Source organism: Stenotrophomonas sp. SBJS02 (assembly GCF_020428325.2).
In the GTDB taxonomy this organism is placed as follows: Bacteria; Pseudomonadota; Gammaproteobacteria; order Xanthomonadales; family Xanthomonadaceae; genus Stenotrophomonas; species Stenotrophomonas africana.
In genome coordinates this window covers 894,825-918,907 of sequence record NZ_CP109812.1, presented here as the reverse complement: position 1 = coordinate 918,907, position 24,083 = coordinate 894,825, and the positions used below count along the sequence as shown (strand labels likewise).

Genomic DNA, 24,083 nt, shown 5'->3' with positions numbered 1-24,083 from the left:
TTGATGGAGGTGCCGGCCAGCGGCCGGCACTACCAGGTCAACGGCCCAGCGCGCGGCGGATCTCCTCCAGCGCACTGGGATCATCCAGCGTCGACAGGTCACCCGGGTCGCGCTGTTCGGCCAGCGCCTGCAACGAGCGCCGCAGCAGCTTGCCCGAACGGGTCTTGGGCAGTGCATTGACCACATGCACATGCGCCGGGCGCGCAACCGCGCCAAGCGAAGTCGTCACCGTCGCCATCATCTCGGCCACCACCGGCGCCGGATCCTCGCCATCGAGCCCCTGCTTGAGGGTGACGAACACCAGCGGCACCTGCCCCTTCAGTTCATCCTTGACCCCGATCACGGCGGCCTCGGCCACGCGCGGATGACTGGAAATGGCCTCCTCGATCTCGCGCGTGCCCAGGCGGTGCCCGGCCACATTGATCACATCATCGGTGCGACCGAGGATGAAGGTGTAACCATCATCGTCGCGGATCGCCCAGTCCAGCGAGCTGTACAGCAGTTCCTTGAAGTGGCTGAAGTAGCTCTGCAGGAAACGGCTGTCGTCGTTCCACACCGTGCTCATGCAGCCCGGCGGCAGCGGCGGCGACACCACCAGCACGCCCTTCTGCCCCGGTGCGACTTCCTCGCCGGTGTTCTCGTCGATCACCTTCATCCGGTAACCGAGATTGGGGAACCCGGGCGATCCGAAACGCACCGGCTTCATCTCCAGGCCCGGCAGCAGGGTCAGCGCCGGCCAGCCGGTTTCGGTCTGCCAGTAGTTGTCGATGATCGGCTTGCCGAGCGCTTCGCTGATCCAGTGCGCGGTCGGCTCGTCCAGCGGCTCGCCGGCCAGGAACAGGTACTTCAGCGCGCGCAGATCGTGGCGGTGGATGAAGTCCGCGTCGTGCTTCTTCAGCACGCGGATGGCGGTGGGCGACGAGAACATCGTGCGCACGTTGTACTGCTCGCAAAGCGCCCACCAGATGCCCGGATCCGGATTCGTCGGCAGCCCTTCGTACAGCAGCGAGGTGCAGCCACCGATCAGCGGGCCGTACACGTTGTAGGAATGGCCCACCGCCCAGCCGACATCGGAGGTGGAGAACATCACCTGGCCCGGCTTGCAGTCGAACACGGTCTCCATCGACTGGGCCATTGCCACCGCATAGCCACCCACGTCGCGCTGCACGCCCTTCGGCTTGCCGGTGGTGCCGGAGGTGTACAGCAGGTAGCTCGGCTCACTCGCTTCCAGCCACTGCACCGGCACATCCACTTCCCCGATCTGTGCACGCAGCGTGGCGTAGTCCACATCACGGCCCGGCACGCGGGGTTCGGCGGCATCCAGCCCGCGCGACACGATCAGCACATGCGGTGGCGGCGAAGCCGCTTCGGCGCAGGCCGCGTCAACCATCGGCTTGTACGGAATCAGCTTGCCACCGCGCATGCCGGCATCGGCGGCGATGAGCAGCTTCGGCTTCGCATCGTCGATGCGCAGCGCCAGGTTGTGCGCGGCAAAGCCCCCGAACACCACCGAGTGCACCGCACCGATGCGCGCGCAGGCCAGCATCGCGAACACGGCTTCGGCCATGTTCGGCATGTAGATCACCACGCGGTCACCGTGACCGACACCGAGGTGCCTGAGCACGGCGGCGAAGTCGTTCACTTCGCGATAGAGCTGGCGATAGGTGATCTCGCGGGTGCTGTTGGTCTCGGTGGAAATGGCGACCAGCGCGAGCTGGTCGGCGCGCTCGGCCAGGTGGCGGTCGACGGCGTTGTAGCAGAGATTGGTTTCACCGCCGACGAACCAGCGCCGGAACGGCGGGTTGCTGTAGTCGAGCACCTGCTGCGGTGGTTTGTGCCAATGGATGCGCTTGGCTTCCTCGCCCCAGAAGGCCTCCGGCTCGTCGATCGAGCGACGGTAGGTTTCCTCGTAGTTCATGACGCAGCCCTCCCAGACAAAGTCATGGGTTCGAGGATAGTCCGGCGCTGCCGCGCGGGCCGCCCTACCTTGGTAGGGGGGTGGGTTTTTCATGCAGGGCTGCGCCCTGCACCTGCAGAAGCCGAAGCAACAGCAGAAGCTGGCTTACTGGGGGATGGCGGGGTGGGTCCGGTTGCGGGGGACGCCGTGAATCCGTCCATGGAGGCTCGGTCGCCGCATCCATGCGGCTCACGCCCCCCGCAACCGGACCCACCCCGCCTTCGACAGATTCCGCGATCTGTCGGAACGGCATATTGTTCTGGTCGGTGTCGACCTTGGTCGACTGCTCTGGTAGGTGTCAACCTTGGTCGACACGGTAGATCCACGCCATGCGTGGATGATTCATTCGATATCTGACAGAAATATCGTGTCGACCAAGGTCGACACCTACCAACAGCTGCGCGGAACAACGGCCACCGTTACCAACAGCCGAGTGAACCTGTCGAAGGTGGGGCGGTGTCGGAGTGCGGGGTGTCAGCCGCATGGATGCGGCTGCCAAGCCTACAGGGACGTACTTGCGGCGTCCCCGCACTCCGACACCGTCCCGCCAACTCACGTATAGCCCGCTTTTGACGTTGACGTTGATTCTGCAGGTGCAGGGCTGCAAGCCCTGCCGAACCCCTAGAACGGAGCCGCAGACTCGAACGCGAGCGCCGCGCCCGTCACCGGGTGGGTGAACTGCAGGCTGCGCGCATGCAGATGCACGCGCTGCGCCGGTGCGGCGCCATACAGCACGTCACCGACGATGGGATGGCCAAGACTGGCCATGTGCAGACGCAGCTGATGGCTGCGGCCAGTGATCGGTTCCAACGCCACGCGGGTGCACTGCGCTTCAACATCACGTGCGATGACGCGCCAGCGCGTCAGCGCCGGCTTGCCGCGTTCGTGATCGACCATCTGCTTCGGCCGGTTCGGCCAGTCCACGACCAACGGCAGGTCCACTTCGCCGGCATCACCCTCGAGCAGCCCCTGCACCACCGCTTCATACCGCTTGCCAACCTGGCGCTGCTCGAACTGCATCGACAACGCCGCCTGCATGTCCTTGCCACGCGCATGCAGCAGCAGGCCGGAGGTCACCTGGTCCAGGCGATGCACGGTCAACGCATCCGGGTACAGCGCCTGCAGGCGCGCGACCACGCAGTCCTGGTTCTCGGCGCTGCGGCCGGGTACGGACAACAGGCCAGCCGGCTTCTCGGCCACCAGCAGTGCGTCATCGATGTAGTGCAGGTGGATCATGCGGTTCCAGGAATTCCAAATGAAAACGGGGAAGCCGAAGCCTCCCCGTTTTCTGCGTACCGACCAGCGGTCGGTACCTACCTTGATGGAAGACGTACCGGCCGGAGCCGGTACCGCCTGCATCAGCCCAGCAGGTGGGCGACGCCGGCGCGCTCTTCTTCCAGCTCGGCCAGGGTCTTGTCGATGTACTTCTGGCTGAAGTCGTCGATCGGCAGATCCTTGACCAGGGTGTACTTGCCGTTCTCGGTGGTCACCGCGAAGCCGAAGATCACGCCTTCCGGAATGCCGTAGGAACCATCGGACGGTACGCCCATGGTGACCCACTTGCCGTTGCTGCCCAGCACCCAGTCACGCACGTGGTCGATCGCTGCATTGGCGGCCGAAGCGGCCGAGGACGAGCCACGGGCCTCGATGATCGCCGCGCCGCGCTTGCCGACGGTCGGGATGAAGGTGTTGGCGTTCCACTCCTGGTCGTTGATCGCATCGGCGATCGACGCGCCATCGGCGGTGGCGAAACGGTAGTCCGGGTACATGGTCGGGCTGTGGTTGCCCCACACGACCAGCTTCTCCATGCCACCAACCGGCTTGCCGAGCTTGGTCGACAGCTGGCTAAGGGCACGGTTGTGATCCAGGCGCAGCATGGCGGTGAAGTTTTCCGGCTTCAGGTCCGGAGCCGACTTCATTGCGATGTAGGCATTGGTGTTGGCCGGGTTGCCGACCACCAGCACCTTCACGTCACGGCTGGCGACCTTGTTCAGCGCTGCGCCCTGGGCGGTGAAGATCTTGGCGTTTTCCAGCAGCAGGTCCTTGCGCTCCATGCCCGGGCCACGCGGACGCGCGCCGACCAGCAGGGCGATGTCGGCGTCCTTGAACGCCACTTCAGCATCATCGGTGCCGACCATGCCGGCCAGCAACGGGAAGGCGCAGTCTTCCAGTTCCATCATCACGCCCTTCAGGGCGGCCTGGGCCTTGTCGACCGGCAGTTCCAGCAGCTGCAGGATGACCGGCTGGTCCTTGCCCAGCATTTCGCCGGAGGCGATGCGGAACAGCAGGGCATAACCGATCTGGCCGGCGGCGCCGGTCACGGCAACACGAACGGGTGCTTTCATGGGGGTTTCCTCTTGCTTGCAAGCGTTTGATGGGACGCCGCAGGCATGGCCACGCAGGCCGGGCGGGCGGCGGGGAACAGGGAAACGGCCACCCGTGGGTGGCCGTTTCGAAGGGGAATCAGGCGGCGAGGTGCTTGTTCCACTCGGCGACGCGGTCGGCCTGGGCGGCCAGCACGGCGTCGACGTCGCCTTCCAGGGTGATCGAATGGATCACGTCGCCCTGCTTGACCGAATCGACGATGGCCTGGCCTTCCAGGACCTTGCCGAAGACGGTGTGGCGGCCGTCCAGCCAGTCGGTCTTGATGTGGGTGATGAAGAACTGGCTGCCGTTGGTGTTCGGGCCGGCGTTGGCCATCGACAGCGAGCCGACCTCGTGCTTCACGCCATTCTTCTCGTCTTCGAACTTGTAGCCCGGGCCGCCGGTGCCACGACCCTGCGGGCAGCCGCCCTGGATCATGAAGTCGGCAATCACGCGGTGGAAGATCAGGCCGTCATAGAAGCCGTGCTTGACCAGGTTCACGAAGTTGGCCACGGTCAGCGGCGCCTTGTCGGCGAACAGCTCGACCTTGATCGGGCCCTGGGTGGTGTCGAAAGTGGCGATGAGGGACATGAAGATCCTTGATGCAGAGGGGAACGCGTCTAGCCACCTAGTTTACACCTGCCTCGTGGCGGCGGCGGCTTCGACCATCGGTGGAGACGCCGGCTTCAGCCACCGGACGGGCAGCGCCGCCTGTCCCTCCTGGCGGCCTGGGCCGGAGCGCTGGACAGCCACCTGAATGGCGCCCCGGACCGGCGTGAAATCCATCTTTTCGCGAATCGTCAAGTTCGACGTATAATGTTGGACTTCTTTTTCCAAATCCGGCGCCGACTGGCCCCCTTTCGTATGTCCATCGAAAATCTTCGCAACATCGCCATCGTCGCTCACGTCGACCATGGCAAGACCACCCTGGTCGACCAGCTGCTGAAGCAGTCCGGCACCCTGTCCGAGCGCACCGTCCTCGCCGAGCGCGTGATGGACAGCAACGACCAGGAAAAGGAACGCGGCATCACCATCCTGGCCAAGAACACCGCCATCACCTGGGAAGACAAGAAGACCGGCATCAAGAACCGGATCAACATCGTCGACACCCCCGGCCACGCCGACTTCGGCGGTGAGGTCGAGCGCGTGCTGTCGATGGTCGACACCGTGCTGATCCTGGTCGATGCGATGGACGGCCCGATGCCGCAGACCCGCTTCGTGACCCAGAAGGCCTTCGCGATGGGCTTCAAGCCGATCGTCGTGGTCAACAAGATCGACCGTCCGGGCGCGCGCCCGGAATGGGTGATCGACCAGGTCTTCGACCTGTTCGACAAGCTCGGCGCCACCAATGAGCAGCTGGACTTCCCGATCGTCTACGCCTCGGCCCTGAACGGCTACGCCGGCCTGGAAGACACCGTGCGCGACGGCGACATGACCCCGCTGTACGAAGCGATCATGCAGCACGCCCCGCGTCCGGAAGTGGACCCGGAAGGCCCGTTCCAGATGCGCATCAGCCAGCTGGACTACAACAACTTCGTGGGCGTGATCGGCATCGGCCGCATCCAGCGCGGCACCCTGAAGAAGAACATGCAGGTTGCGGTCATCGACCGTGAAGGCAAGAAGCGCAACGGCAAGGTTGCCCAGGTGCTGGGCTTCCTGGGCCTGGAGCGCATCGAGCAGGACACCGCCGAAGCCGGTGACATCGTGGCCATCTCCGGCATTCCGGAGCTGACCATCTCCGACACCCTGTGCCACCCGGATACCCCGGAGGCGCTGCCGGCGCTGACCGTCGACGAGCCGACCATCTCGATGACCTTCCAGGTCAACAACTCGCCGTTCGCCGGCAACAAGGACCTGTCCGGTGGCAAGTTCCTGACCAGCCGCCAGATCAAGGACCGCCTGGACCGCGAGCAGGTCCACAACGTGGCCCTGAAGGTCGAACAGCTGGAAGATGCCGACAAGTTCCTGGTCTCCGGCCGTGGCGAACTGCACCTGTCGGTGCTGATCGAGAACATGCGTCGCGAAGGCTACGAGCTGGCCGTGTCGCGCCCGGAAGTGATCATCAAGGAAATCGACGGCCAGATGATGGAGCCGATCGAGCAGCTGGTGGTGGACATCGAAGAAATCCACCAGGGCGGCGTGATGGAAAAGCTCGGCACCCGCAAGGGCCAGCTGAAGAACATGGAACCGGATGGCAAGGGCCGTGTGCGCCTGGAGTACCAGATCCCGGCCCGTGGCCTGATCGGTTTCCAGAACGAGTTCAAGACCCTCACCCAGGGTTCGGGCCTGCTGTTCCACGTGTTCGACCACTACGGTCCGAAGGAACAGGGCGCGATCGCCAAGCGCATCAACGGCGTGATGATCGCCAATGCGCCGGGCACCACGCCGGCCTACTCGCTGGGCCCTCTGCAGGAGCGCGGCAAGCTGTTCGCTGCTGAAGGCGACAACGTGTATGAAGGTCAGCTGGTCGGCATCCACTCCAAGGACAACGACCTGACCGTCAACGCGATCAAGACCAAGCCGCTGACCAACATGCGCGCTTCGGGCAAGGACGATGCGATCCAGCTGACCCCGGCGATCAAGTACTCGCTGGAACAGGCCCTGGACTTCATCGAAGACGACGAGCTGGTCGAGATCACGCCGAAGGAGATCCGTCTGCGCAAGAAGTTCCTGACCGAAAGCGACCGCAAGAAGGCTTCGCGCGGCGGCTGAGCCAGCACCCCGTGAACCAGAGCGGCTACAACCCGGATCCACACCGGCATCCGGGTCTCCACGTCATCGCCCTGCTCGAAGCGAGCAAGGCGATGCTGGCACTGTTGGCCGCCACCGGGCTGGAAGTGCTCGGACCGCAGCCGCTGCGGCACGGCATCATGGTCCTGATCCGGCGTTTCAGCCTGGACCCGGACCATGGCACCCTGCCCTCGCTGCTGCACATGATCAGCCCCGACGCGGTCCACCTGGCCGCGGCGGGGATGATCGGCTACGGCCTGCTGCACCTGGTCGAAGCCTGGGGCCTTTGGCGGGCCAAGGCCTGGGCCTCCTGGCTGGGCTGCCTGACCGCCTCGCTGTACCTGCCCTTCGATATCTTCGCGATCATCCGCCACCCCGGCTGGCCGTCGTGGACGATCCTGGCGATCAACCTGATCGTGGTCTACGTCCTCGCCCGCGACCTGCGCAAGCGCCACCGCTGAGCACCGGCTACACTGGGGATTGGAGCCGACCAAGCCGCCCCATGCGCCCGTCCTTGCCGCCTCTGCTGACCTGCCTGCTCGCCGCGCTGCCTGCGCTGCTTTCGGCTGGCTGCAGTCCGGCCACGCCCAGCGCGCATGCGGCCGAACCTGCGAGCCGCAACGTGCCGTTCCCGTACGCCGAAACCGATGTCACCGACCTGCAGGCGCGGATGACCGCCGGTGAACTGGACAGCACCACCCTGACCCAGGCCTACCTGCAGCGCATCGCTGCCCTGGACCGCACCGGGCCGCGCCTGCGCGCGGTGATCGAGCTCAACCCCGATGCCCTGAAGGAAGCCGCCGCGCGCGACCGCGAGCGCCGTGATGGTCGCCTGCGTGGCCCGCTGCATGGCATCCCGCTGCTATTGAAGGACAACATCAACGCCGCGCCGATGGCCACCAGTGCCGGCTCGCTGGCGCTGCAGGGATTCCGTCCGGACGATGCATACCTGGTACGGCGGCTGCGCGAAGCCGGTGCGGTGGTGCTGGGCAAGACCAATCTGAGCGAATGGGCCAATTTCCGCGGCAATGATTCGATCTCCGGTTGGAGCGCGCGTGGCGGCCAGACCCGCAATCCCTATCGGCTGAGCCATTCGCCCTGTGGCTCCAGCAGCGGCAGCGCGGTGGCCGTGGCCGCCAACCTGGCCAGCGTGGCGATCGGCACCGAGACCGACGGCAGCATCGTCTGCCCGGCGGCGATCAACGGTGTGGTCGGCCTGAAACCGACGGTCGGCCTGGTCAGCCGCGACGGCATCATCCCGATCTCGTTCAGCCAGGACACCGCTGGACCGATGGCGCGCAGTGTCGCCGACGCCGCCGCTGTACTGACCGCGATCGCGGGCCGCGACGATGCCGACCCGGCCACCGCGACCATGCCCGGCCGTGCGGTCTACGACTACACCGCGCGCCTGGACCCGCAGGGCCTGCGCGGCAAGCGCATCGGCCTGCTGCAGACACCGCTGCTGAAGTACCGTGGCATGCCGCCACTGATCGAACAGGCGGCGACCGAGCTGCGTCGCGCCGGCGCCGTGGTGGTGCCGGTGGAGCTGCCCAACCAGGGCGCCTGGGCCGAGGCCGAGCGCACGCTGCTGCTGTACGAGTTCAAGGCCGGGCTGGAGCGCTACTTCAGCACCCACCGCGCGCCACTGCGCAGCCTGGCCGAGCTGATCGCCTTCAACCAGGCGCACAGCAAGCAGGAACTGGGCCTGTTCGGCCAGGAGCTGCTGGTGGAAGCCGATGCCACCGCCGGCCTGGCCGACCCCGCCTACATCCGCGTACGCAGCGATGCGCGCCGCCTGGCCGGCCCGGAAGGCATCGACGCCGCCCTCGCCACCCACCAGCTTGACGCCCTGGTGGCGCCAACCACCGGCGTGGCATGGCCGATCCGCAGCGAAGGCGACGACTTCCCTGGCGAAAGCTACAGCGCCGCCGCCGTGGCCGGTTATCCCAGCCTGACCGTGCCGATGGGCCAGATCGATGGCCTGCCGGTCGGCCTGCTGTTCATGGGCACCGCCTGGAGCGAACCGAAGCTGATCGAAATGGCCTACGCCTACGAACAGCGCACGCGCGCACGGCGCCCGCCGCACTTCGATACCGATGCACTGATCGACGCCGGCGAGCCGTGATCGTGTTTCTGTAGAGCCGAGCCCACGCTCGGCTTCAACGGAAAATCGAAAGCAGCCGAGCATGGCTCGGCTCTACAGCGGCTGGTCGGGCTCCGCTGGCACGATCGCCGCCTCACCATCTTCAGCACCCGGCGAACGCACATCCGCAGTGCGCGCCCTCGGGCCACGCGGCATATCCAGCTCGTCTTCGTGTTGCAGCCGCGCACGCACCTGCGGCAACGACTGCGGATGCTCACGTGCGAGGAAATCGAGCATGCGTTCGCGCACCAGGCAACGCAGGTCGAAGGCATCACCGGAGCTGCGCGCGCTGACCAGCAGGCGCACCTGGATCGCACGCTCGCTGGTCTCGGTCACCTGGGTCACGCAGACCCGGCCATCCCACAGCGCTTCGCCCCGGCAGATGCGCTCCAGCTCGGCGCGGATCGCCGCAATGGGCGCGCGGTAGTCCAGCCAGAAGAATGCGGTACCGAGCAGGTCGGCGCTGCGCCGCGTCCAGTTCTGGAACGGGTTCTCGATGAACCAGGTCAGCGGCACCACCATCCGCCGCTCATCCCAGATCCGCACCACCACGTAGCTGCTGCCGATCTCCTCGATGCGTCCCCACTCGCCCTCGACGATCACCACGTCGTCCAGGCGGATCGGCTGCGTCAGTGCGATCTGCAGGCCGGCGATGAGGTTGCCGAACACCGGCTTGGCGGCGATGCCCGCCACCAGTCCGATCAGGCCCGCCGACGCCAGCAGCGCCGTGCCGATCTTCTGCACCATCGGGAAGGTCAGCAGCACCAGCGATGCGCCCAGCACGATGATGCCGCCCATCAGCACGCGACTGAGTACCCGCGTCTGGGTCTGGATGCGGCGCGCTTCCAGGTTGTCGGAGACATCGATGGGATGGCTGCGCAGGATCGCGCGCTCGCCCGCCGCCACCGCGCGTACCAGCAGCCAGACGAAGCAGGCCATCAATGCAATGTGTAGTCCGTGCTGCAGATGGCCCAGCAACGGATCCTGCAGTGGCGTCGCCTGCAAGGCGGGAATCAAGAGCAGCAGCGGCCACGCGGTGGCCATCGGCAGCCCGAGCACGCGCCCGATGCGCGCACGCCGGCGATCACGCCCTTTCAGCCGGTGATAGATCCACAGGATCAGCCACGCTCCTATGCCGCCCACCACCACGGCCAATCCCAACGGCCATGCGTAGGCCTGTGCGCTCTGCCAGTGCACCGTTGCCACCTCCAGTCGAACAACCAGGTGGACAGCCTCGCGCATGGCGCATGAGCGTCACGTCAGCCGTTCGTAAGCAGGGTGTTGGTCGGCAGGGCTTGCAGCCCTGCACCTGCTGCGTGCTGGAGCAACGGCAACAGCCGAAGCAGAAGCAGAAGCGGGTTTCCTGTGGGATGCCAGGGTGGGTCCGGTTGCGGGAGACGCCGTAAACCCATCCATGGGGGCTTGGCCGCGGCATCCATGCCGCGGACACTCCCGCAACCGGACCCACCCCGCCTTCGACAGATTCCCGCGATCTGCAGTAGATCCACGCCATGCGTGGATGAATCTCCATCGGAATCGAATATTTCGAATTGGAATCCAAAAGCATCCACGCATGGCGTGGATCCACCGTGTCGACCAAGGTCGACACCCACCAACAGCCGCCGGAATCTGTCAGAGGTGGGGCGGTGTGGGCAGGCAGGACCGTTGGCGCCATGGATGGCGCCATCGAGCCCCCATGGATGGGTTCACGGCGTGTCCTGCCTGCCCACACCGCCCCGCCATCCCACGGAATGCCCGCTTCTGCCGTTGCTGTTGCTTCGGCTTCTGGCAGGTGCAGGGCTGCAAGCCCTGCCGAAAAAACCTTACCGCACTTGCTCCTGCTTGCGCACGATCGCCATCGCGATCTCCAGCGACTGCTCGTAATTCAACCGCGGGTCCACCGTTGAACGATACGCGCGCTCCAGGTCCCGCTCGGTCAGTTCGCGCGCGCCACCGGTGCACTCGGTCACGTCTTCGCCGGTCAGCTCCAGATGCACACCGCCCAGGCGCGTGCCTGCGGCCGCATGCAGATCGAACGACATCTCCACTTCGCCACGCACATTGTCGAAGCGCCGCGTCTTGAAGCCATTGGCGGTGCTTTCGGTGTTGCCATGCATCGCATCGCACACCCACAGCACGCGGCGGCCATCACGCTTGACCGCATCCAGCAGCGGCGGCAGCTTCTCGGCGATCTGCGCGGCCCCCATACGGTGGATGAAGCTCAGTCGACCCGGCTCGTCATGCGGGTTGAGCACATCGATCAGGCGCAGCAGCTGGTCCGGCGTCACCGACGGGCCGACCTTGATCGCAATCGGATTGCGCACGCCACGCAGGTATTCCACGTGCGCGCCGTCAAGCGCGGCGGTGCGCATGCCGATCCACGGGTAATGCGTGCTCAGGTTCAACCAGCCCTGCTGGCGCGGCACCTGGCGGGTCAGCGCCTGCTCGTAGGGCAGCAGCAGCGCTTCGTGCGAGGTGTAGAAATCGATGCGGTTGAGGTTGTGCACGCGGGCCCCGGCCAGGGTCTCCATGAAGTGCACCGCATCGCCGATCGACGCCACCATCTTCTGGTACTCGGCCGCCAGCGGCGAGTGGCTTACCCACTCCAGGTTCCAGTATTCGGGGTGGTGCAGGTCGGCGAAACCGCCGTCGATCAGCGCCCGCACGAAGTTCATCGTCATCGCCGAATGTGCGTGGGCCTGCAGCATCCGCTTCGGGTCCGGCAGACGCGCGGCTTCGGTAAACGCCGGGGCATTGATCACGTCACCGCGGTAGCTGGGCAGCGTCACGCCGTCACGGGTCTCGGTGTCGGCCGAACGCGGCTTGGCGTACTGGCCCGCGAAGCGGCCAACGCGGATCACCGGCTGGCGCAGGCCGTGCACCAGCACCAGGCTCATCTGCAGCAGCACCTTCAGGCGGTTGGAGATGGTGCCCGATTCGCAGTCGCTGAAGTTCTCGGCGCAGTCGCCGCCCTGCAGCAGGAAGCGCTTGCCTTCCTGAGCCTCGGCCAACTGCTGCTTCAGCGCCAGGATCTCCCACGAGGTGACCAGCGGCGGCAGCCGCTTCAGTTCGTGCAGGGCGGCGTCCAGCGCCACCGGGTCAGGGTAAGTCGGCATCTGCAGCGCGGTCTTGCCGCGCCAGCTCTCCGGCGACCAGGCAGCGCCAGCAGCGGTCGCGGCGGGATCGAGAACGGGCGGAACGGCGGACAGGCTCATTGCAGACTTCCGGGGAGGGGGGCGGTCATGGTCGCAGAGCCAGCCGCTGGCGCAAAGGGCTGGGCGCGCTCTGCACATGACTGAACGCCGGGGAAAGGGCATCGCGATCGGCCAGAAACCGCATGCCCACGGTCGCCCGCACAGGCGCATGATTCGCCACGCACTGTTACGAAGTAACAATCACTCCCACCGGCCCCTTCCACAGCCTATCCGCCATGAAGCCCTCGCCCCTCGCTACCGGCATCACCTTCGCCCTGTCCCTGGCCAGTCTGCCTTCCCTCGCTGTGGCCGCCGATGCCGCCGCTCCCGTGAAGGACCTCGACACGGTCACCGTCAGCGCCCAGCTCGACCAGGCCCGCAATGCGCTGTCGCCGGACATCGGCAGCAGCCAGTACCAGATCACCGCCGAAGACATCCAGAAACAGCCGCTGGGTGCCTCCGCGCCGCTCAGCCAGGTGCTGCTGCAGGCGCCCGGCGTGGTCCAGGATTCCTACGGCGGCGTGCACGTGCGCGGCGACCACGCCAACCTGCAGTACCGCATCAACGGTGTGCTGCTGCCGGAGTCGATCTCCGGCTTCGGCCAGACCCTGGATGCGCGCACGATCAAGAGCATCCGGCTGATGGACGGCGCGTTGCCGGCCCAGTTCGGCGAGCGCACCGCCGCGGTGGTCGACATCACCACCCGCAGTGGCGCCGAGCTCGGCAATGGCGGCAGCGTCGGCATTACCACCGGCTCGCTTGGCAAGGTCAATCCGAATGCCTCCTGGTGGGGCTCACAGGGGCGCTGGAGCTGGTTCCTGACTGGCAACTACGACCAGAACGAGGTCGGCCTGGAGAACCCGACCCGCTCACGCAAGCCGCTGCACGACGACACCCATCAGGGCAAGGCGTTCGCCGACCTGACCTACCTGGTCAACGACACCACCCGCCTGAGCGTGTTCGCCGGCTTCGCCAACAACCGCTTCCAGATTCCGGTCAACCCCGGCCAGACGCCGCAGTTCGGCTACCTGGACACCACCACCTTTGATTCCAGCCAGCTGGATGAGACCCAGCGCGAAACCACCCGCTTCGGCATGCTGGTGCTGCAGGGCACACTGCGTGGCACCGCCTACCAGGTCTCGGCCGGGCAACGTTACAGCGATGTCGGCTTCAATCCCGACGTGGTCGGCGATCTGGTGTTCAGTGGCGTCGCCTCGCAGGTCCAGCGCAGCAACCGCGCCAACACCCTGCAGGCCGACTTTTCCACGCCGTTGGGCAACGACCATACGCTGCGCTATGGCCTGTACGGCAACTACGAGAACGCGCGGGCCAGCAACAACAGCTGGGTGTTCCCGGTTGATGACGCCGGCCAGCAGTCCAGCACCACGCCGTTGCTGATCCTGGATCGCAGCGCGTTCCACGCCAGCACGGTGGCGCTGTATGTGCAGGACGAATGGAAGATCGGCGACGACTGGACGGTGAACTATGGTCTGCGCGGTGACCGCTACAAAGCCTTCGGTCGCACCGAGGGTCAGCTGAGCCCGCGTCTGGGCGTGGTCTGGAATGCCAGCGACAGCACCACCGTGCACGCCGGCTATTCACGCTACTTCACGCCACCGGCCAGCGAGCTGATCGCCAGCAGCGACATCGCGCTATACGACGGCACCACCAACCAGCAGCCCAGCGGTGACAACAACACGCCGCTGGCCGAGCGCAGCGACTACTACGACATCGGCGTCTCGCAGCAGCTGGGCGAGCACCTGACCCTGGGCGTGGATGCGTATGACCGCCGTGTTGCGCGCCTGCAGGATGAAGGCCAGTTCGGCGCCGCCTACATCTACTCGACCTTCAACTATCGCCGTGGCCATATCCGCGGCCTGGAGTTCAGTGCCGACTACAGCAACGGTCCGTTCAGCGCCTACTTCAACGCGGCGTACAACAAGGCCATCGGCACCCAGGTGATCACCAGCCAGTACAACCTCGATCCGGACGCGCTGGCCTATGTGGCCGACCACTGGATCCATCTCGATCACGACCAGAAGCTGACCTCGTCAGGTGGCCTCAGCTACGCCTTTGCCGGGCACAACCGGATCGGGGCCAACTACGTGTTCAGCAGCGGCCTGCGTTCGGACATCGAGGGCGTGCCCAATGGTGGCGAGCTGCCGTCGTACCTGCAGGTGAACCTCAGCGCGGGGCACGACTTCAACGCCGACAGCGGCCATCCGTTGCACGTGCAGCTGGCCGTGATCAACGCACTGGATCGCAGCTACCAGCTGCGCGATGGCGGCGGTGTCGGCGTGTTCGCCCCGCAGTGGGGACCTCGCCGCGGTGCTTACCTGAGCGTGCAGCAGGATTTCTGAGGTTGTGCCGGCCGCTGGCCGGCATTCCCACGGTGTGCCGGCCAGCGGCCGGCACTACCCTGCTTCAGCGCTTGACCTTGCGCAGCGACACCACCAGCGCCCACAACGCCAGCAGCACGAACCACACGCCCGACCACATCGGCATGGTCAGGCCCAGGAAGGTCCAGTCGATGTTGCCGCAGTTGCCGGTACCGGTCAGCACGGTGCGGAACACCTCCAGCGGCCCCATGGTCTCGCTCAGGAACGCCAGCGGCGGGCCACAGGTGGAACCCATTTCCGGCGGCAGCATCTGCACGTAGACGTGGCGCGCGGCGATGCCGACACCCACTGCGGCGGCAATGAACGCCAGCACGCCATAGGTCGCGCGTCCCGGGCGGTTGGAAGGCCCGTGCAGCGCACCGATCAGGAACAGCAGGCCGAGCGCGGCGAAGGCCAGGCGCTGGAAGATGCACAGCGGACACGGCTCCAGGCCCATCTTCAACTGCAGGAAGATCGCGTAGCCAAGCAGGCCCGCGCAGATCAGGAAGCCCAGGAAGAACTGGGCGCGGAAGGGCCAGCGCAGTGGATTCATCGTCAACGCTCGAATGGATCAGGCGCCAAGCGTAACCGAGAGTGCGCGCCATTCGAACCGCCACAGGTGACGCCTGTCGGAACGGTGCGGGTCGAATCCGCTCCAGAAACGCAAAAGCCCGGCAGAGGCCGGGCTTTCGCTGTGTCGCGTTGGAGCGGTCCGATTACTCGGCCACTTCCTCGGCCACGACCGGACGGTCAACCAGCTCGACGTACGCCATCGGCGCGTTGTCGCCGGCGCGGAAGCCGCACTTCAGCAGACGCAGGTAGCCGCCCGGACGGTTCGCGTAGCGCGGGCCCAGGATGGTGAACAGGTTGCCCACGGCTTCGTTGTCGCGCAGGCGAGCGAAGGCCAGACGGCGGTTGGCGACGGAGTCGACCTTGGCCAGGGTGATCAGCGGCTCGGCAACGCGGCGCAGTTCCTTGGCCTTCGGCAGGGTGGTCTTGATCAGCTCGTGCTTGAACAGCGAGGCGGCCATGTTCTTGAACATCGCTTCGCGGTGGGCGCTGGTACGGCTGAACTTACGGCCAGACTTCTGGTGACGCATGGTGATATTCCTTGGTTAATGATGAGACTGTGTGGATCGTTGTCGCCTTCCTGGCGTTGCTGCGCGGACTGCGGATGGTCCTGGCCGCCCGTCCTGGACGACCTGCCGCGCGAACCTTCGTTCGTCGTGGCATGTTGTGTTGCGTTGAAGGCCCCACCGCGAACGGTGGAGCCTTCAGGCATTACCGATATCAGCCCAGCATGCCGTGGCTGGCGACACCGGCCGGCGGCCAGTTCTCCAGCTTCATGCCGAGGGACAGGCCGCGCTGAGCCAGCACTTCCTTGATCTCGGTGAGCGACTTCTTGCCCAGGTTCGGGGTCTTCAGCAGCTCCACTTCGGTCTTCTGGATCAGATCGCCGATGTAGTAGATGCTTTCAGCCTTCAGGCAGTTGGCCGAACGCACGGTCAGCTCCAGATCGTCGATCGGGCGCAGCAGCACCGGATCCACGCCGTTGTTGGCCGGCTTGGCCGCACCGCGGTCGCGGTGGGTGAAGTCACCGAACACCGACAGCTGGTCGCTGAGGATGTCGGCGGCGGTGCGCACGGCTTCCTCGGCATCGATGGTGCCGTTGGTCTCGATATCGATGACCAGCTTGTCCAGGTCGGTACGCTGTTCGACGCGGGCCGCTTCCACGGCATAGGCGACGCGGCGGACCGGCGAGAACGAGGCATCCAGGACCAGGCGGCCGATGGCACGGGTTTCTTCGTCCGGACGACGACGCGCGGCAGCCGGCTGGTAGCCGAAACCACGTTCGATCTTCAGACGCATGTTGATCGCCGTATCCTTGGTCAGGTGGCAGATCACATGGTCGCCGTTCAGGATCTCCACATTGTGGTCGACCTTGATATCGGCAGCGGTGACAACGCCCGGGCCCTGCTTGGACAGGGACAGGGTGGCGCTGTCGCCGGAGTGCATACGGATGGCCACGTCCTTCAGGTTCAGCAGGACTTCGAGCACGTCCTCCTGCAGACCTTCGACCGTGGTGTACTCATGCAACACGCCGTCGATTTCGACTTCCGTGATGGCGAAGCCCGGGATGGACGACAGCAGCACGCGACGCAGGGCATTACCCAGCGTATGCCCGTAACCCCGCTCCAAAGGTTCGATAACGACCTTTGCACGGGTGTCGGTAAGGCGTTCGATCTGCGGACCGCGAGGACGCAGAACCTGGTTGGCGGTAACCGTCATGTTGCGGGTTCTCCTAGTGAACCCCCGGCCGTCGCCGGGGGCTCTCCAATGTGAATTACTTCGAATACAGCTCGACGATCAGCGCTTCGTTGATGTCCGCAGGCAGATCCGAACGATCCGGAACAGCCTTGAAGATGCCGGTGAACTTGCCGGAATCCACTTCAACCCACGACGGGCTCAGGTCATGCTGGGCGGCGACGGTCAGGGCTTCCTGGACGCGCAGCTGCTTGGCAGCCTTTTCAGACAGGGCGATGGCGTCGCCAGCCTTGACCTGGTACGAAGCCAGGTTGACCGACTTGCCATTCACGGTGACGCCGCGGTGCGACACCAGCTGACGGGCAGCCGGACGGGTCACGGCGAAGCCCATGCGGTAGACGACGTTGTCCAGTCGGGTTTCCAGCAGCTGCAGCAGGTTCTCGCCGGTGTTGCCCTTCTTGGTCGAGGCCTTCTTGTAGTAGTTGCGGAACTGACGCTCCAGCAGGCCGTAGATACGCTTGACCTTCTGCTTTTCACGCAGCTGGGTGGCGTAGTCGGACAGCTTGCCCTTGCGGGCAGTGGCGCCGTGCTGGCCGGGCTTCTGCTCCAGCTTGCACTTCGAGTCCAGCGCACGCGCCGGGCTCTTCAGGGACAGGTCGGCGCCTTCGCGACGGGCGAGCTTACAGGTAGGACCGATATAACGAGCCATTTCTTATCGCTCCCTTTAGACGCGACGCTTCTTCGGCGGACGGCACCCGTTGTGCGGGATAGGCGTCACGTCGATGATGTTGGTGATCTTGTAGCCGACGTTGTTCAACGAACGCACGGCCGACTCACGGCCCGGACCCGGGCCCTTGATGCGGACTTCCAGCGACTTCACGCCGTAGTCCAGCGCAGCACGACCGGCCTTTTCAGCAGCCACCTGGGCAGCGAACGGGGTCGACTTGCGCGAACCGCGGAAGCCAGCGCCACCGGAGGTCGCCCACGACAGAGCGTTGCCCTGGCGGTCGGTGATGGTGACGATGGTGTTGTTGAACGAAGCGTGGACGTGGGCAACGCCGTCGGTGACGACGCGCTTGATCTTCTTCTTGGTCTTAGCAGCGGGCTTAGCCATTTCTCAGTCCCTTACTTCTTGATCGCCTTGCGCGGACCCTTGCGGGTGCGGGCGTTGGTACGGGTGCGCTGGCCACGCAGCGGGAGGCCACGACGGTGACGCAGGCCGCGGTAGCAGCCCAGGTCCATCAGGCGCTTGATCGCGATGCCGATCTCACGGCGCAGATCGCCTTCCACGATGTACTTGCCGACTTCGGCGCGCAGGCGCTCGATTTCCGGCTCCGACAGATCGCGGATCTTGGTGGTCGAAGCAACGCCTGCGACTTCGCAGACCTTCTTCGAACGGGTACGGCCGATGCCGTAAATGCTTTGCAACCCGACCCAGACGTGCTTCTGGGCTGGCAGGTTGACGCCTGCAATACGCGCCATGACGCGGTTCTCCAGCTGAGTGATGGCCGACAGCGCGCCTCGGGCACGCCAATCCGGCAGGATGGATCAAAAAAGTGACTAGCGATACTAACAAGGTTCCGGTTTACATGGAAGCCCGTGAAACCATTGGTTTCATGGACCCGGCCTGGGGAGTGTGCCCAGGCTCCGGCGCCGGATGGGGTTGGACCTGGGGTTTCCCCCGGGGCCGCCCGCGCTACTCCAGCGCGGGACCACCTCATCACACCCCCACCCGGAACCGCTGCGGGGGCCGCCCTTCGTTTGTGTGGCAGGAGTCCGCGAAGCGGAGGGACCATCACGTCAGGAAGACGAAAGTATAACAGGCCAATCAGCCGCGGGCAAAACCGCCGCGGTTGCCGCCCTTCAGGTTGGCCTTCTTCAACAGGCTCTCGTACTGGTGGGACATCAGGTGCGCCTGCACCTGGGCGATGAAGTCCATCACCACCACCACCACGATCAGCAGCGAAGTACCGCCGAAGTAGAACGAGGCGTTCAGCTGCGTGCGCATCAGTTCCGGCAGCAGGCAGACGATCACCAGGTAGGCCGAGCCGGCCGCGGTCAGGCGGGTCAGCACGCCGTCGATGTAGTCGGCGGTGGCCTTGCCCGGACGGATGCCCGGAATCAGCGCGCCCGACTTCTTCAGGTTGTCGGCGGTTTCCTGCGAGTTGAACACCAGCGCGGTATAGAAGAACGCGAAACCGGTGATCAGCGCAGCGAACACGATCATGTGCAGCGGCTCGCCCGGACCCAGGGCATTGGCGACCTTCTGCAGGATCTGGCCCATGCTGCTCTGGTTGGCGGCCTGGCCGGACCACATGGCCAGGGTGGCCGGGAAGGCCAGCAGGCTCGAGGCGAAGATCGCCGGGATGACGCCGGCCATGTTGAGCTTCAGCGGCAGGAACGAGGTCTGGTTCATGTACGCGTTGCGACCGCCCTGGCGGCGCGCGTAATTGACCGTGATCCGGCGCTGGCCACGCTCGACGAACACCACGAAGAAGGTGAAGGCGAGCACGACGATGGCGATCAGCAGCAGCTGGATGAACTGGATGTTGCCGTCGCGGTAGGCGTCGAAGGTGTGGATGACCGCACCCGGCAGGCCAGCGACGATACCGGCGAAGATGATCAGCGACACACCGTTGCCGATGCCGCGCTCGGTGACCTGCTCACCGACCCACATCAGGAACATGGTGCCGGCGGTCAGCGCGACCACGGCGGTGAGCACGAAGCCCATGCCCGGTGCGTACACGACCGGAGCGCCCGACGGCGAGACCTGGCCCTGCAGGGCCAGCGCGATCGAACCGCCCTGCACCACTGCCAGCAGCACGGCGCCGATGCGCGAATACTGGGTGATCTTGCGGCGGCCGGACTCACCTTCCTTCTGCATCGCCTTCAGGGCGGGGAAGATGTGCACGGCCAGCTGCATCACGATCGATGCCGAGATGTACGGCATCACGTTCAGCGCGAAGATGCTGAAACGGTGCAGGGCGCCGCCCGAGAACATGTTGAACATGTCCACGATGCCGCCGCCCTGCTGTTGCATCATGGCAAGCATGGCATCGGGATTGACGCCCGGCACCGGCACGTAGCAGCCAATGCGATAGACGATCAAAGCCCCGACGACGAACAGCAAACGTTGGCGAAGTTCAGTGAACTTGCCCATTCCGCCCGCGAGGTTACCGATGCCAGCTTGCGCCATGATTTTCTTACTCCGTTACGCTGCCGCCGGCAGCTTCGATCGCGGCCTTGGCACCCGCCGTGGCAGCGATACCCTTCAGGGTGAACGCCTTGGTCACTTCGCCCTTGACGACGACCTTGGCCTTCTTTGCAGTGCTCGGGACCAGCTTGGCAGCACGCAGGGCGGCGAAGTCGATCTCACCGGCCGGCAGCTTGTCCAGCGCGTACAGCAGCACTTCAGCGGTGTCCTTGGCGATCGGCGAACGGAAGCCGATCTTCGGCAGACGACGCTGCATGGGGGTCTGGCCGCCTTCGAAGCCAGCCTTGATCTTGCCGCCACCCTTACGGGCGAACGAACCCTTGTGGCCACGGCCGGCAGTCTTGCCCAGGCCCGAGCCGATACCGCGACCGACGCGGGTGCGCTCGGTGCGGGCGCCCGGTGCCGGGCTCAGTTCATTGAGACGCAGAGTCATGATCGATTACTCCTCAACCTTGACGAGGTAGTGAACGGTGTTGATCAGACCGCGAACCTGCGGGCTGTCCTTCAGTTCACGGACATCGTTGAGCTTGTTCAGGCCCAGGGCACGCACCGACAGGCGGTGACGCGACTGAGCACCACGCAGGCCGCGCACCAGGCGCACCTTCACAGTCTTGTTGGACTCATTAGCCATGGTTGAGTTCCTCCACCTTCTTGCCGCGCTTGGCCGCGATGCGAGCCGGCGACTGCGCAGCAGACAGGCCCTTCACGGTGGCACGCACCAGGTTGATCGGGTTGCGCGAACCGGTGGCCTTCGCCAGCACGTTCTTCACGCCAACGGCTTCCAGCACGGCGCGCATGGCACCGCCGGCGATGACGCCGGTACCTTCCGAAGCCGGCTGCATGAACACGCGGGCTGCGCCGTGACCATCCTTGATGGTGTGCCACAGGGTGCCGTTGTTCAGGTCAACGCTGACCAGGTTCTTGCGGGCCTGTTCCATCGACTTCTGGATGGCGACCGGCACTTCGCGGGCCTTGCCATAACCAAAACCGACCTTGCCTTCGCCGTCGCCGACAACGGTCAGGGCGGTGAAGGTGAACTGGCGGCCACCCTTGACGGTCTTGCTGACGCGGTTGACCGCGACCAGCTTTTCGATCATGCCGTCGTCGACTTTCTCTTCGCGGTTACGGTCGCGATCGCGACCCCGCTGCTGACGCTCTTCTGCCATTTTGATTCCTTGGTAGTTTGGGTATGTACGGCTCGGGGCCGCTTATGGTTGTGGAATGTCGCGTCGTTCCGGTGGGCCACTGCAGAAGAGTGGCGCCGTCCAGCCTCACTCAGGCTGGCGAGCAGGCGGGCAGGAGACCACTGGTCCCCTGCCCTTATCCCTTAGAACTGCAGGCCGGCTTCGCGGGCGGCTTCTGCCAGGGCCTTGATGCGGCCGTGGTAGCGGTAGCCCGAACGATCGAAGGCAACCTTCTCGACGCCGGCGGCCTTGGCGCGCTCAGCGACGATGCGGCCGACCTTGGCGGCGGCGTCGGCGTTCTTGCCGTTCTTCAGGCCTTCCATGACGTCGGTCTGGGTGGTGTTGGCGGCAGCCAGCACCTTGGAACCGTCGGCGGTGAAGACCTGGGCGTACAGGTGCTGGCCGGTGCGCAGCACCGACAGGCGGGCGACACCGAGCTCACGGATGTGGGCGCGGGTCGACTTGGCGCGACGCAGGCGGGCGATGTTCTTGTTCATTTTGATTGTTCCTTGAAAGCTGAAGGATGGGCTTTTCCCTGAGGAGTCCGCACATGGATGTGCGGGCTCTTGCGAGGGACTCGCACTTACGCCTTCTTGGCTTCCTTACGGATGATGACTTCGTCGGAGTACTTCACGCCCTTGCCCTTGTACGGCTCCGGCTTGCGGAACGCACGGATCTTGGCGGCAACTTCACCGACGACCTGCTTGTCAGCGCCCTGGACCAGGATCTCGGTCTGGGTCGGGGTGGTGATGGTGATGCCTTCCGGCGCCACGAACACGACCGGGTGCGAGAAGCCCAGGGACAGGCTCAGGTCCTTGCCCTGCATGGCAGCGCGGTAACCCACGCCGACCAGCTCCAGCTTGCGCTCGAAGCCTTCGGACACGCCCTTGACCATGTTGGACAGGATCGCACGCACGGTACCGGTCAGTGCGACCAGCTCGGCGTTCTCGGTGCTCAGGGTGGCAACGCCGTTGTCGACGTTGATGGCAATACCAGCCGGCTTGGCCAGCGACAGGGTGCCCTTCGGGCCCTTGGCGGTGACGCTGTCCGACTGGACGTTCAGTTCAACCTTACCCAGGTCGATCGGCTTCTTGGCTACGCGGGACATAGTTCTACTCCTTTCGCCTTAGGCCACGAAGCACAGGACTTCGCCGCCGACGCCCAGCTGGCGCGCCTGCGCATCAGTCATGATGCCCTTGGAGGTGGAAATGATGGAGATACCCAGGCCGTTCATGACCTTCGGCAGCTCGCTCTTGCCGCGGTACTGGCGCAGGCCCGAACGCGAGAAGCGCTTCAGGGTCGCGATGACCGGCTTGCCTTCGAAATACTTCAGCACGATTTCCAGCTCGGACTTGTTGTTTTCCAGCTGGGTCACGCGCAGGTCGGTGATGTAACCCTCGTCCTTCAGGACCTGGGCGATCGCAACCTTGATCTTGGACGACGGGGCTTTCACCGTCTGCTTGCCAACCGCGGCCGCATTCTTGATGCGGACCAGCAGGTCGGCGATGGGATCAGTCATGCTCATATGAGTACCTTTGAGTGCACCGATATCCGCTTTCGCGAAAATCTGTTGTCTCCTGGAAACGGGCCAGGTCCCTTGATGCAGCGGGCCGGAAGCCCACTCCTACAACCCCGTCTGCACAGGGCAAGACGCGGGAGTATACGCCAAAAGAGCCCGGCTTGCGCCGGGCTCTTCGGTTTTTTTGCGTCGGGAAGGCTGAATGCCTCCCCTGCCCGGTTCAGGAACCCCCGGAGGTGCTCCTGATCGCAGGGCCGGCTGGGATTACCAGCTGGCCTTGCGCAGACCCGGGACGTCGCCGCGCATGGTGGCTTCACGCAGCTTGTTACGGCCGAGGCCGAACTTGCTGTAGACGCCACGCGGACGACCCGACAGCTCGCAACGGTTGCGCTGGCGGCTCGGCGACGAATCGCGCGGCAGCTTGGCCAGCTTGGTTGCGGCGTCGATCTTCTCTTCGTAGGTCGCGTCCACGGAGGACACGATCTTCTTCAGAGCCGCACGCTTTTCAGCGTACTTCTTTGCCAGCTTTTCCCGCTTGATGTCGCGGTTGACCATGGAGGTCTTTGCCATTTCGGTTTCCTCGACAGATCAGTTACGGAACGGGAACTTGAACGCTGCCAGCAGCGCCTTCGCTTCCGCGTCGGTCTTCGCAGTGGTGGTGATGGCGATATCCATACCGCGGATCGCGTCGACGGCGTCGAAGTCGATTTCCGGGAAGATGATCTGCTCCTTCACACCCATGTTGAAGTTGCCGCGGCCGTCGAAGGAACGACCGGAAACACCACGGAAGTCGCGCACGCGCGGCAGCGAGATGTTGATCAGGCGATCCAGGAACTCGTACATCTTGTGGCGACGCAGCGTGGTCTTGCAGCCGATCGGCCAACCATCGCGGATCTTGAACGACGCAACCGACACGCGCGACTTGGTGACAACCGGCTTCTGGCCGGAAATCTTGGTCATGTCGCCGACGGCGTTTTCCAGGATCTTCTTGTTGGTGGCCGCTTCGCCGACACCCATGTTCAGGGTGACCTTGACCAGCTTCGGCACTTCCATCGGATTGGTGTAGCCGAACTGCTTCATCAGCGCCGGCACCACTTCGTCCTTGTAGAACTTTTCGAGACGGGAACTCATCTTC

Annotated in this window: 25 protein-coding genes; 4 read left to right on the top strand and 21 right to left on the bottom strand. The window is 65.0% G+C overall.

The features are described from left to right. Positions 1–37 precede the first annotated feature (37 nt). From prpE to FQS62_RS04205, 4 genes are all read right to left on the bottom strand, one after another. Entirely contained in the window at positions 38–1,918 is a 1,881-nt protein-coding gene (gene prpE / locus FQS62_RS04220) for a propionate--CoA ligase (RefSeq protein ID WP_049451480.1), read from the bottom strand. Between the two features lie 660 nt (positions 1,919–2,578). After that, positions 2,579–3,193 (bottom strand): RluA family pseudouridine synthase, encoded by a 615-nt coding sequence (locus tag FQS62_RS04215; RefSeq protein WP_099589289.1) that lies wholly within the window; start codon positions 3,191–3,193, stop codon positions 2,579–2,581. A 122-nt stretch (positions 3,194–3,315) separates the two neighbouring features. After that, on the bottom strand, positions 3,316–4,302 hold the full coding sequence (locus FQS62_RS04210) for a malate dehydrogenase (protein WP_004153634.1): 987 nt from the start codon (positions 4,300–4,302) through the stop codon (positions 3,316–3,318). 118 nt (positions 4,303–4,420) lie between these two features. Next, positions 4,421–4,912 (bottom strand): peptidylprolyl isomerase, encoded by a 492-nt coding sequence (locus tag FQS62_RS04205; RefSeq protein WP_005408225.1) that lies wholly within the window; start codon positions 4,910–4,912, stop codon positions 4,421–4,423. A 273-nt stretch (positions 4,913–5,185) separates the two neighbouring features. Between FQS62_RS04205 and typA the strand changes: the two genes are divergently transcribed. The 3 genes from typA to FQS62_RS04190 are packed head-to-tail and all read left to right on the top strand — an operon-like array spanning position 5,186 to position 9,176. Beyond that, positions 5,186–7,033: a translational GTPase TypA gene (gene typA / locus FQS62_RS04200; protein ID WP_049444226.1), complete on the top strand. Its 1,848-nt coding sequence runs from the start codon at positions 5,186–5,188 to the stop codon at positions 7,031–7,033. Positions 7,034–7,044: 11 nt separating this feature from the next. Then, positions 7,045–7,512, top strand: a complete 468-nt coding sequence (locus tag FQS62_RS04195) for a DUF2127 domain-containing protein (RefSeq protein WP_005415426.1) — start codon at positions 7,045–7,047, stop codon at positions 7,510–7,512. 41 nt (positions 7,513–7,553) lie between these two features. Next, positions 7,554–9,176: an amidase gene (locus FQS62_RS04190; protein ID WP_208043632.1), complete on the top strand. Its 1,623-nt coding sequence runs from the start codon at positions 7,554–7,556 to the stop codon at positions 9,174–9,176. A gap of 72 nt (positions 9,177–9,248) precedes the next feature. Here the strand turns inward: FQS62_RS04190 and FQS62_RS04185 are convergent, their stop codons facing one another. Next, positions 9,249–10,436, bottom strand: coding sequence for a mechanosensitive ion channel family protein (locus tag FQS62_RS04185; protein WP_219630192.1), 1,188 nt, complete (start codon positions 10,434–10,436; stop codon positions 9,249–9,251). Between the two features lie 581 nt (positions 10,437–11,017). After that, a complete protein-coding gene (locus FQS62_RS04180; RefSeq protein WP_032961151.1) occupies positions 11,018–12,409 on the bottom strand; it encodes a class II 3-deoxy-7-phosphoheptulonate synthase in 1,392 nt (463 codons plus the stop codon). Between the two features lie 215 nt (positions 12,410–12,624). On the opposite strand from FQS62_RS04180, the gene FQS62_RS04175 reads away from it, so the two are divergent. Further along, positions 12,625–14,748 (top strand): TonB-dependent receptor, encoded by a 2,124-nt coding sequence (locus FQS62_RS04175; RefSeq protein ID WP_208043863.1) that lies wholly within the window; start codon positions 12,625–12,627, stop codon positions 14,746–14,748. A gap of 64 nt (positions 14,749–14,812) precedes the next feature. Here the strand turns inward: FQS62_RS04175 and FQS62_RS04170 are convergent, their stop codons facing one another. From FQS62_RS04170 to rplE, 15 genes are all read right to left on the bottom strand, one after another. Continuing rightward, a complete protein-coding gene (locus FQS62_RS04170) occupies positions 14,813–15,319 on the bottom strand; it encodes a disulfide bond formation protein B (protein WP_010483974.1) in 507 nt (168 codons plus the stop codon). 163 nt (positions 15,320–15,482) lie between these two features. Next, positions 15,483–15,866, bottom strand: coding sequence for a 50S ribosomal protein L17 (gene rplQ / locus FQS62_RS04165; protein WP_005408217.1), 384 nt, complete (start codon positions 15,864–15,866; stop codon positions 15,483–15,485). A gap of 190 nt (positions 15,867–16,056) precedes the next feature. After that, entirely contained in the window at positions 16,057–17,055 is a 999-nt protein-coding gene (rpoA, locus tag FQS62_RS04160; protein WP_005408216.1) for a DNA-directed RNA polymerase subunit alpha, read from the bottom strand. Between the two features lie 55 nt (positions 17,056–17,110). After that, positions 17,111–17,740, bottom strand: coding sequence for a 30S ribosomal protein S4 (rpsD, locus tag FQS62_RS04155; protein ID WP_004145446.1), 630 nt, complete (start codon positions 17,738–17,740; stop codon positions 17,111–17,113). Between the two features lie 15 nt (positions 17,741–17,755). Next, complete coding sequence (rpsK, locus tag FQS62_RS04150) at positions 17,756–18,145, bottom strand: 30S ribosomal protein S11 (protein ID WP_004145443.1); 390 nt, start codon at positions 18,143–18,145, stop codon at positions 17,756–17,758. 11 nt (positions 18,146–18,156) lie between these two features. Further along, a complete protein-coding gene (gene rpsM / locus FQS62_RS04145) occupies positions 18,157–18,513 on the bottom strand; it encodes a 30S ribosomal protein S13 (protein WP_004154500.1) in 357 nt (118 codons plus the stop codon). 346 nt (positions 18,514–18,859) lie between these two features. Further along, positions 18,860–20,227 carry a preprotein translocase subunit SecY gene (secY, locus tag FQS62_RS04140; protein WP_049447091.1) on the bottom strand — a complete coding sequence of 456 codons (1,368 nt, stop codon included), beginning with the start codon at positions 20,225–20,227 and terminating at the stop codon, positions 18,860–18,862. Between the two features lie 7 nt (positions 20,228–20,234). Next, the gene (gene rplO, locus FQS62_RS04135) at positions 20,235–20,678 is read right to left on the bottom strand and encodes a 50S ribosomal protein L15 (RefSeq protein ID WP_004154498.1); all 444 of its coding nucleotides are present in this window, start codon (positions 20,676–20,678) and stop codon (positions 20,235–20,237) included. 6 nt (positions 20,679–20,684) lie between these two features. Beyond that, positions 20,685–20,876 carry a 50S ribosomal protein L30 gene (gene rpmD / locus FQS62_RS04130; RefSeq protein WP_004145412.1) on the bottom strand — a complete coding sequence of 64 codons (192 nt, stop codon included), beginning with the start codon at positions 20,874–20,876 and terminating at the stop codon, positions 20,685–20,687. Further along, entirely contained in the window at positions 20,869–21,411 is a 543-nt protein-coding gene (rpsE, locus tag FQS62_RS04125) for a 30S ribosomal protein S5 (RefSeq protein ID WP_004145411.1), read from the bottom strand. Before rpsE ends, rpmD begins: the two co-directional genes overlap by 8 nt. Before the next feature lie 161 nt (positions 21,412–21,572). Further along, a complete protein-coding gene (gene rplR, locus FQS62_RS04120) occupies positions 21,573–21,932 on the bottom strand; it encodes a 50S ribosomal protein L18 (RefSeq protein WP_024957318.1) in 360 nt (119 codons plus the stop codon). A gap of 80 nt (positions 21,933–22,012) precedes the next feature. Beyond that, complete coding sequence (gene rplF / locus FQS62_RS04115) at positions 22,013–22,537, bottom strand: 50S ribosomal protein L6 (protein ID WP_049447095.1); 525 nt, start codon at positions 22,535–22,537, stop codon at positions 22,013–22,015. Between the two features lie 18 nt (positions 22,538–22,555). Further along, on the bottom strand, positions 22,556–22,954 hold the full coding sequence (rpsH, locus tag FQS62_RS04110; RefSeq protein WP_005408210.1) for a 30S ribosomal protein S8: 399 nt from the start codon (positions 22,952–22,954) through the stop codon (positions 22,556–22,558). Positions 22,955–23,212: 258 nt separating this feature from the next. Beyond that, positions 23,213–23,518 carry a 30S ribosomal protein S14 gene (rpsN, locus tag FQS62_RS04105; RefSeq protein ID WP_005408209.1) on the bottom strand — a complete coding sequence of 102 codons (306 nt, stop codon included), beginning with the start codon at positions 23,516–23,518 and terminating at the stop codon, positions 23,213–23,215. An 18-nt stretch (positions 23,519–23,536) separates the two neighbouring features. After that, positions 23,537–24,079 (bottom strand): 50S ribosomal protein L5, encoded by a 543-nt coding sequence (rplE, locus tag FQS62_RS04100; protein ID WP_004154491.1) that lies wholly within the window; start codon positions 24,077–24,079, stop codon positions 23,537–23,539. Between the last annotated feature and the right edge of the window lie 4 nt (positions 24,080–24,083).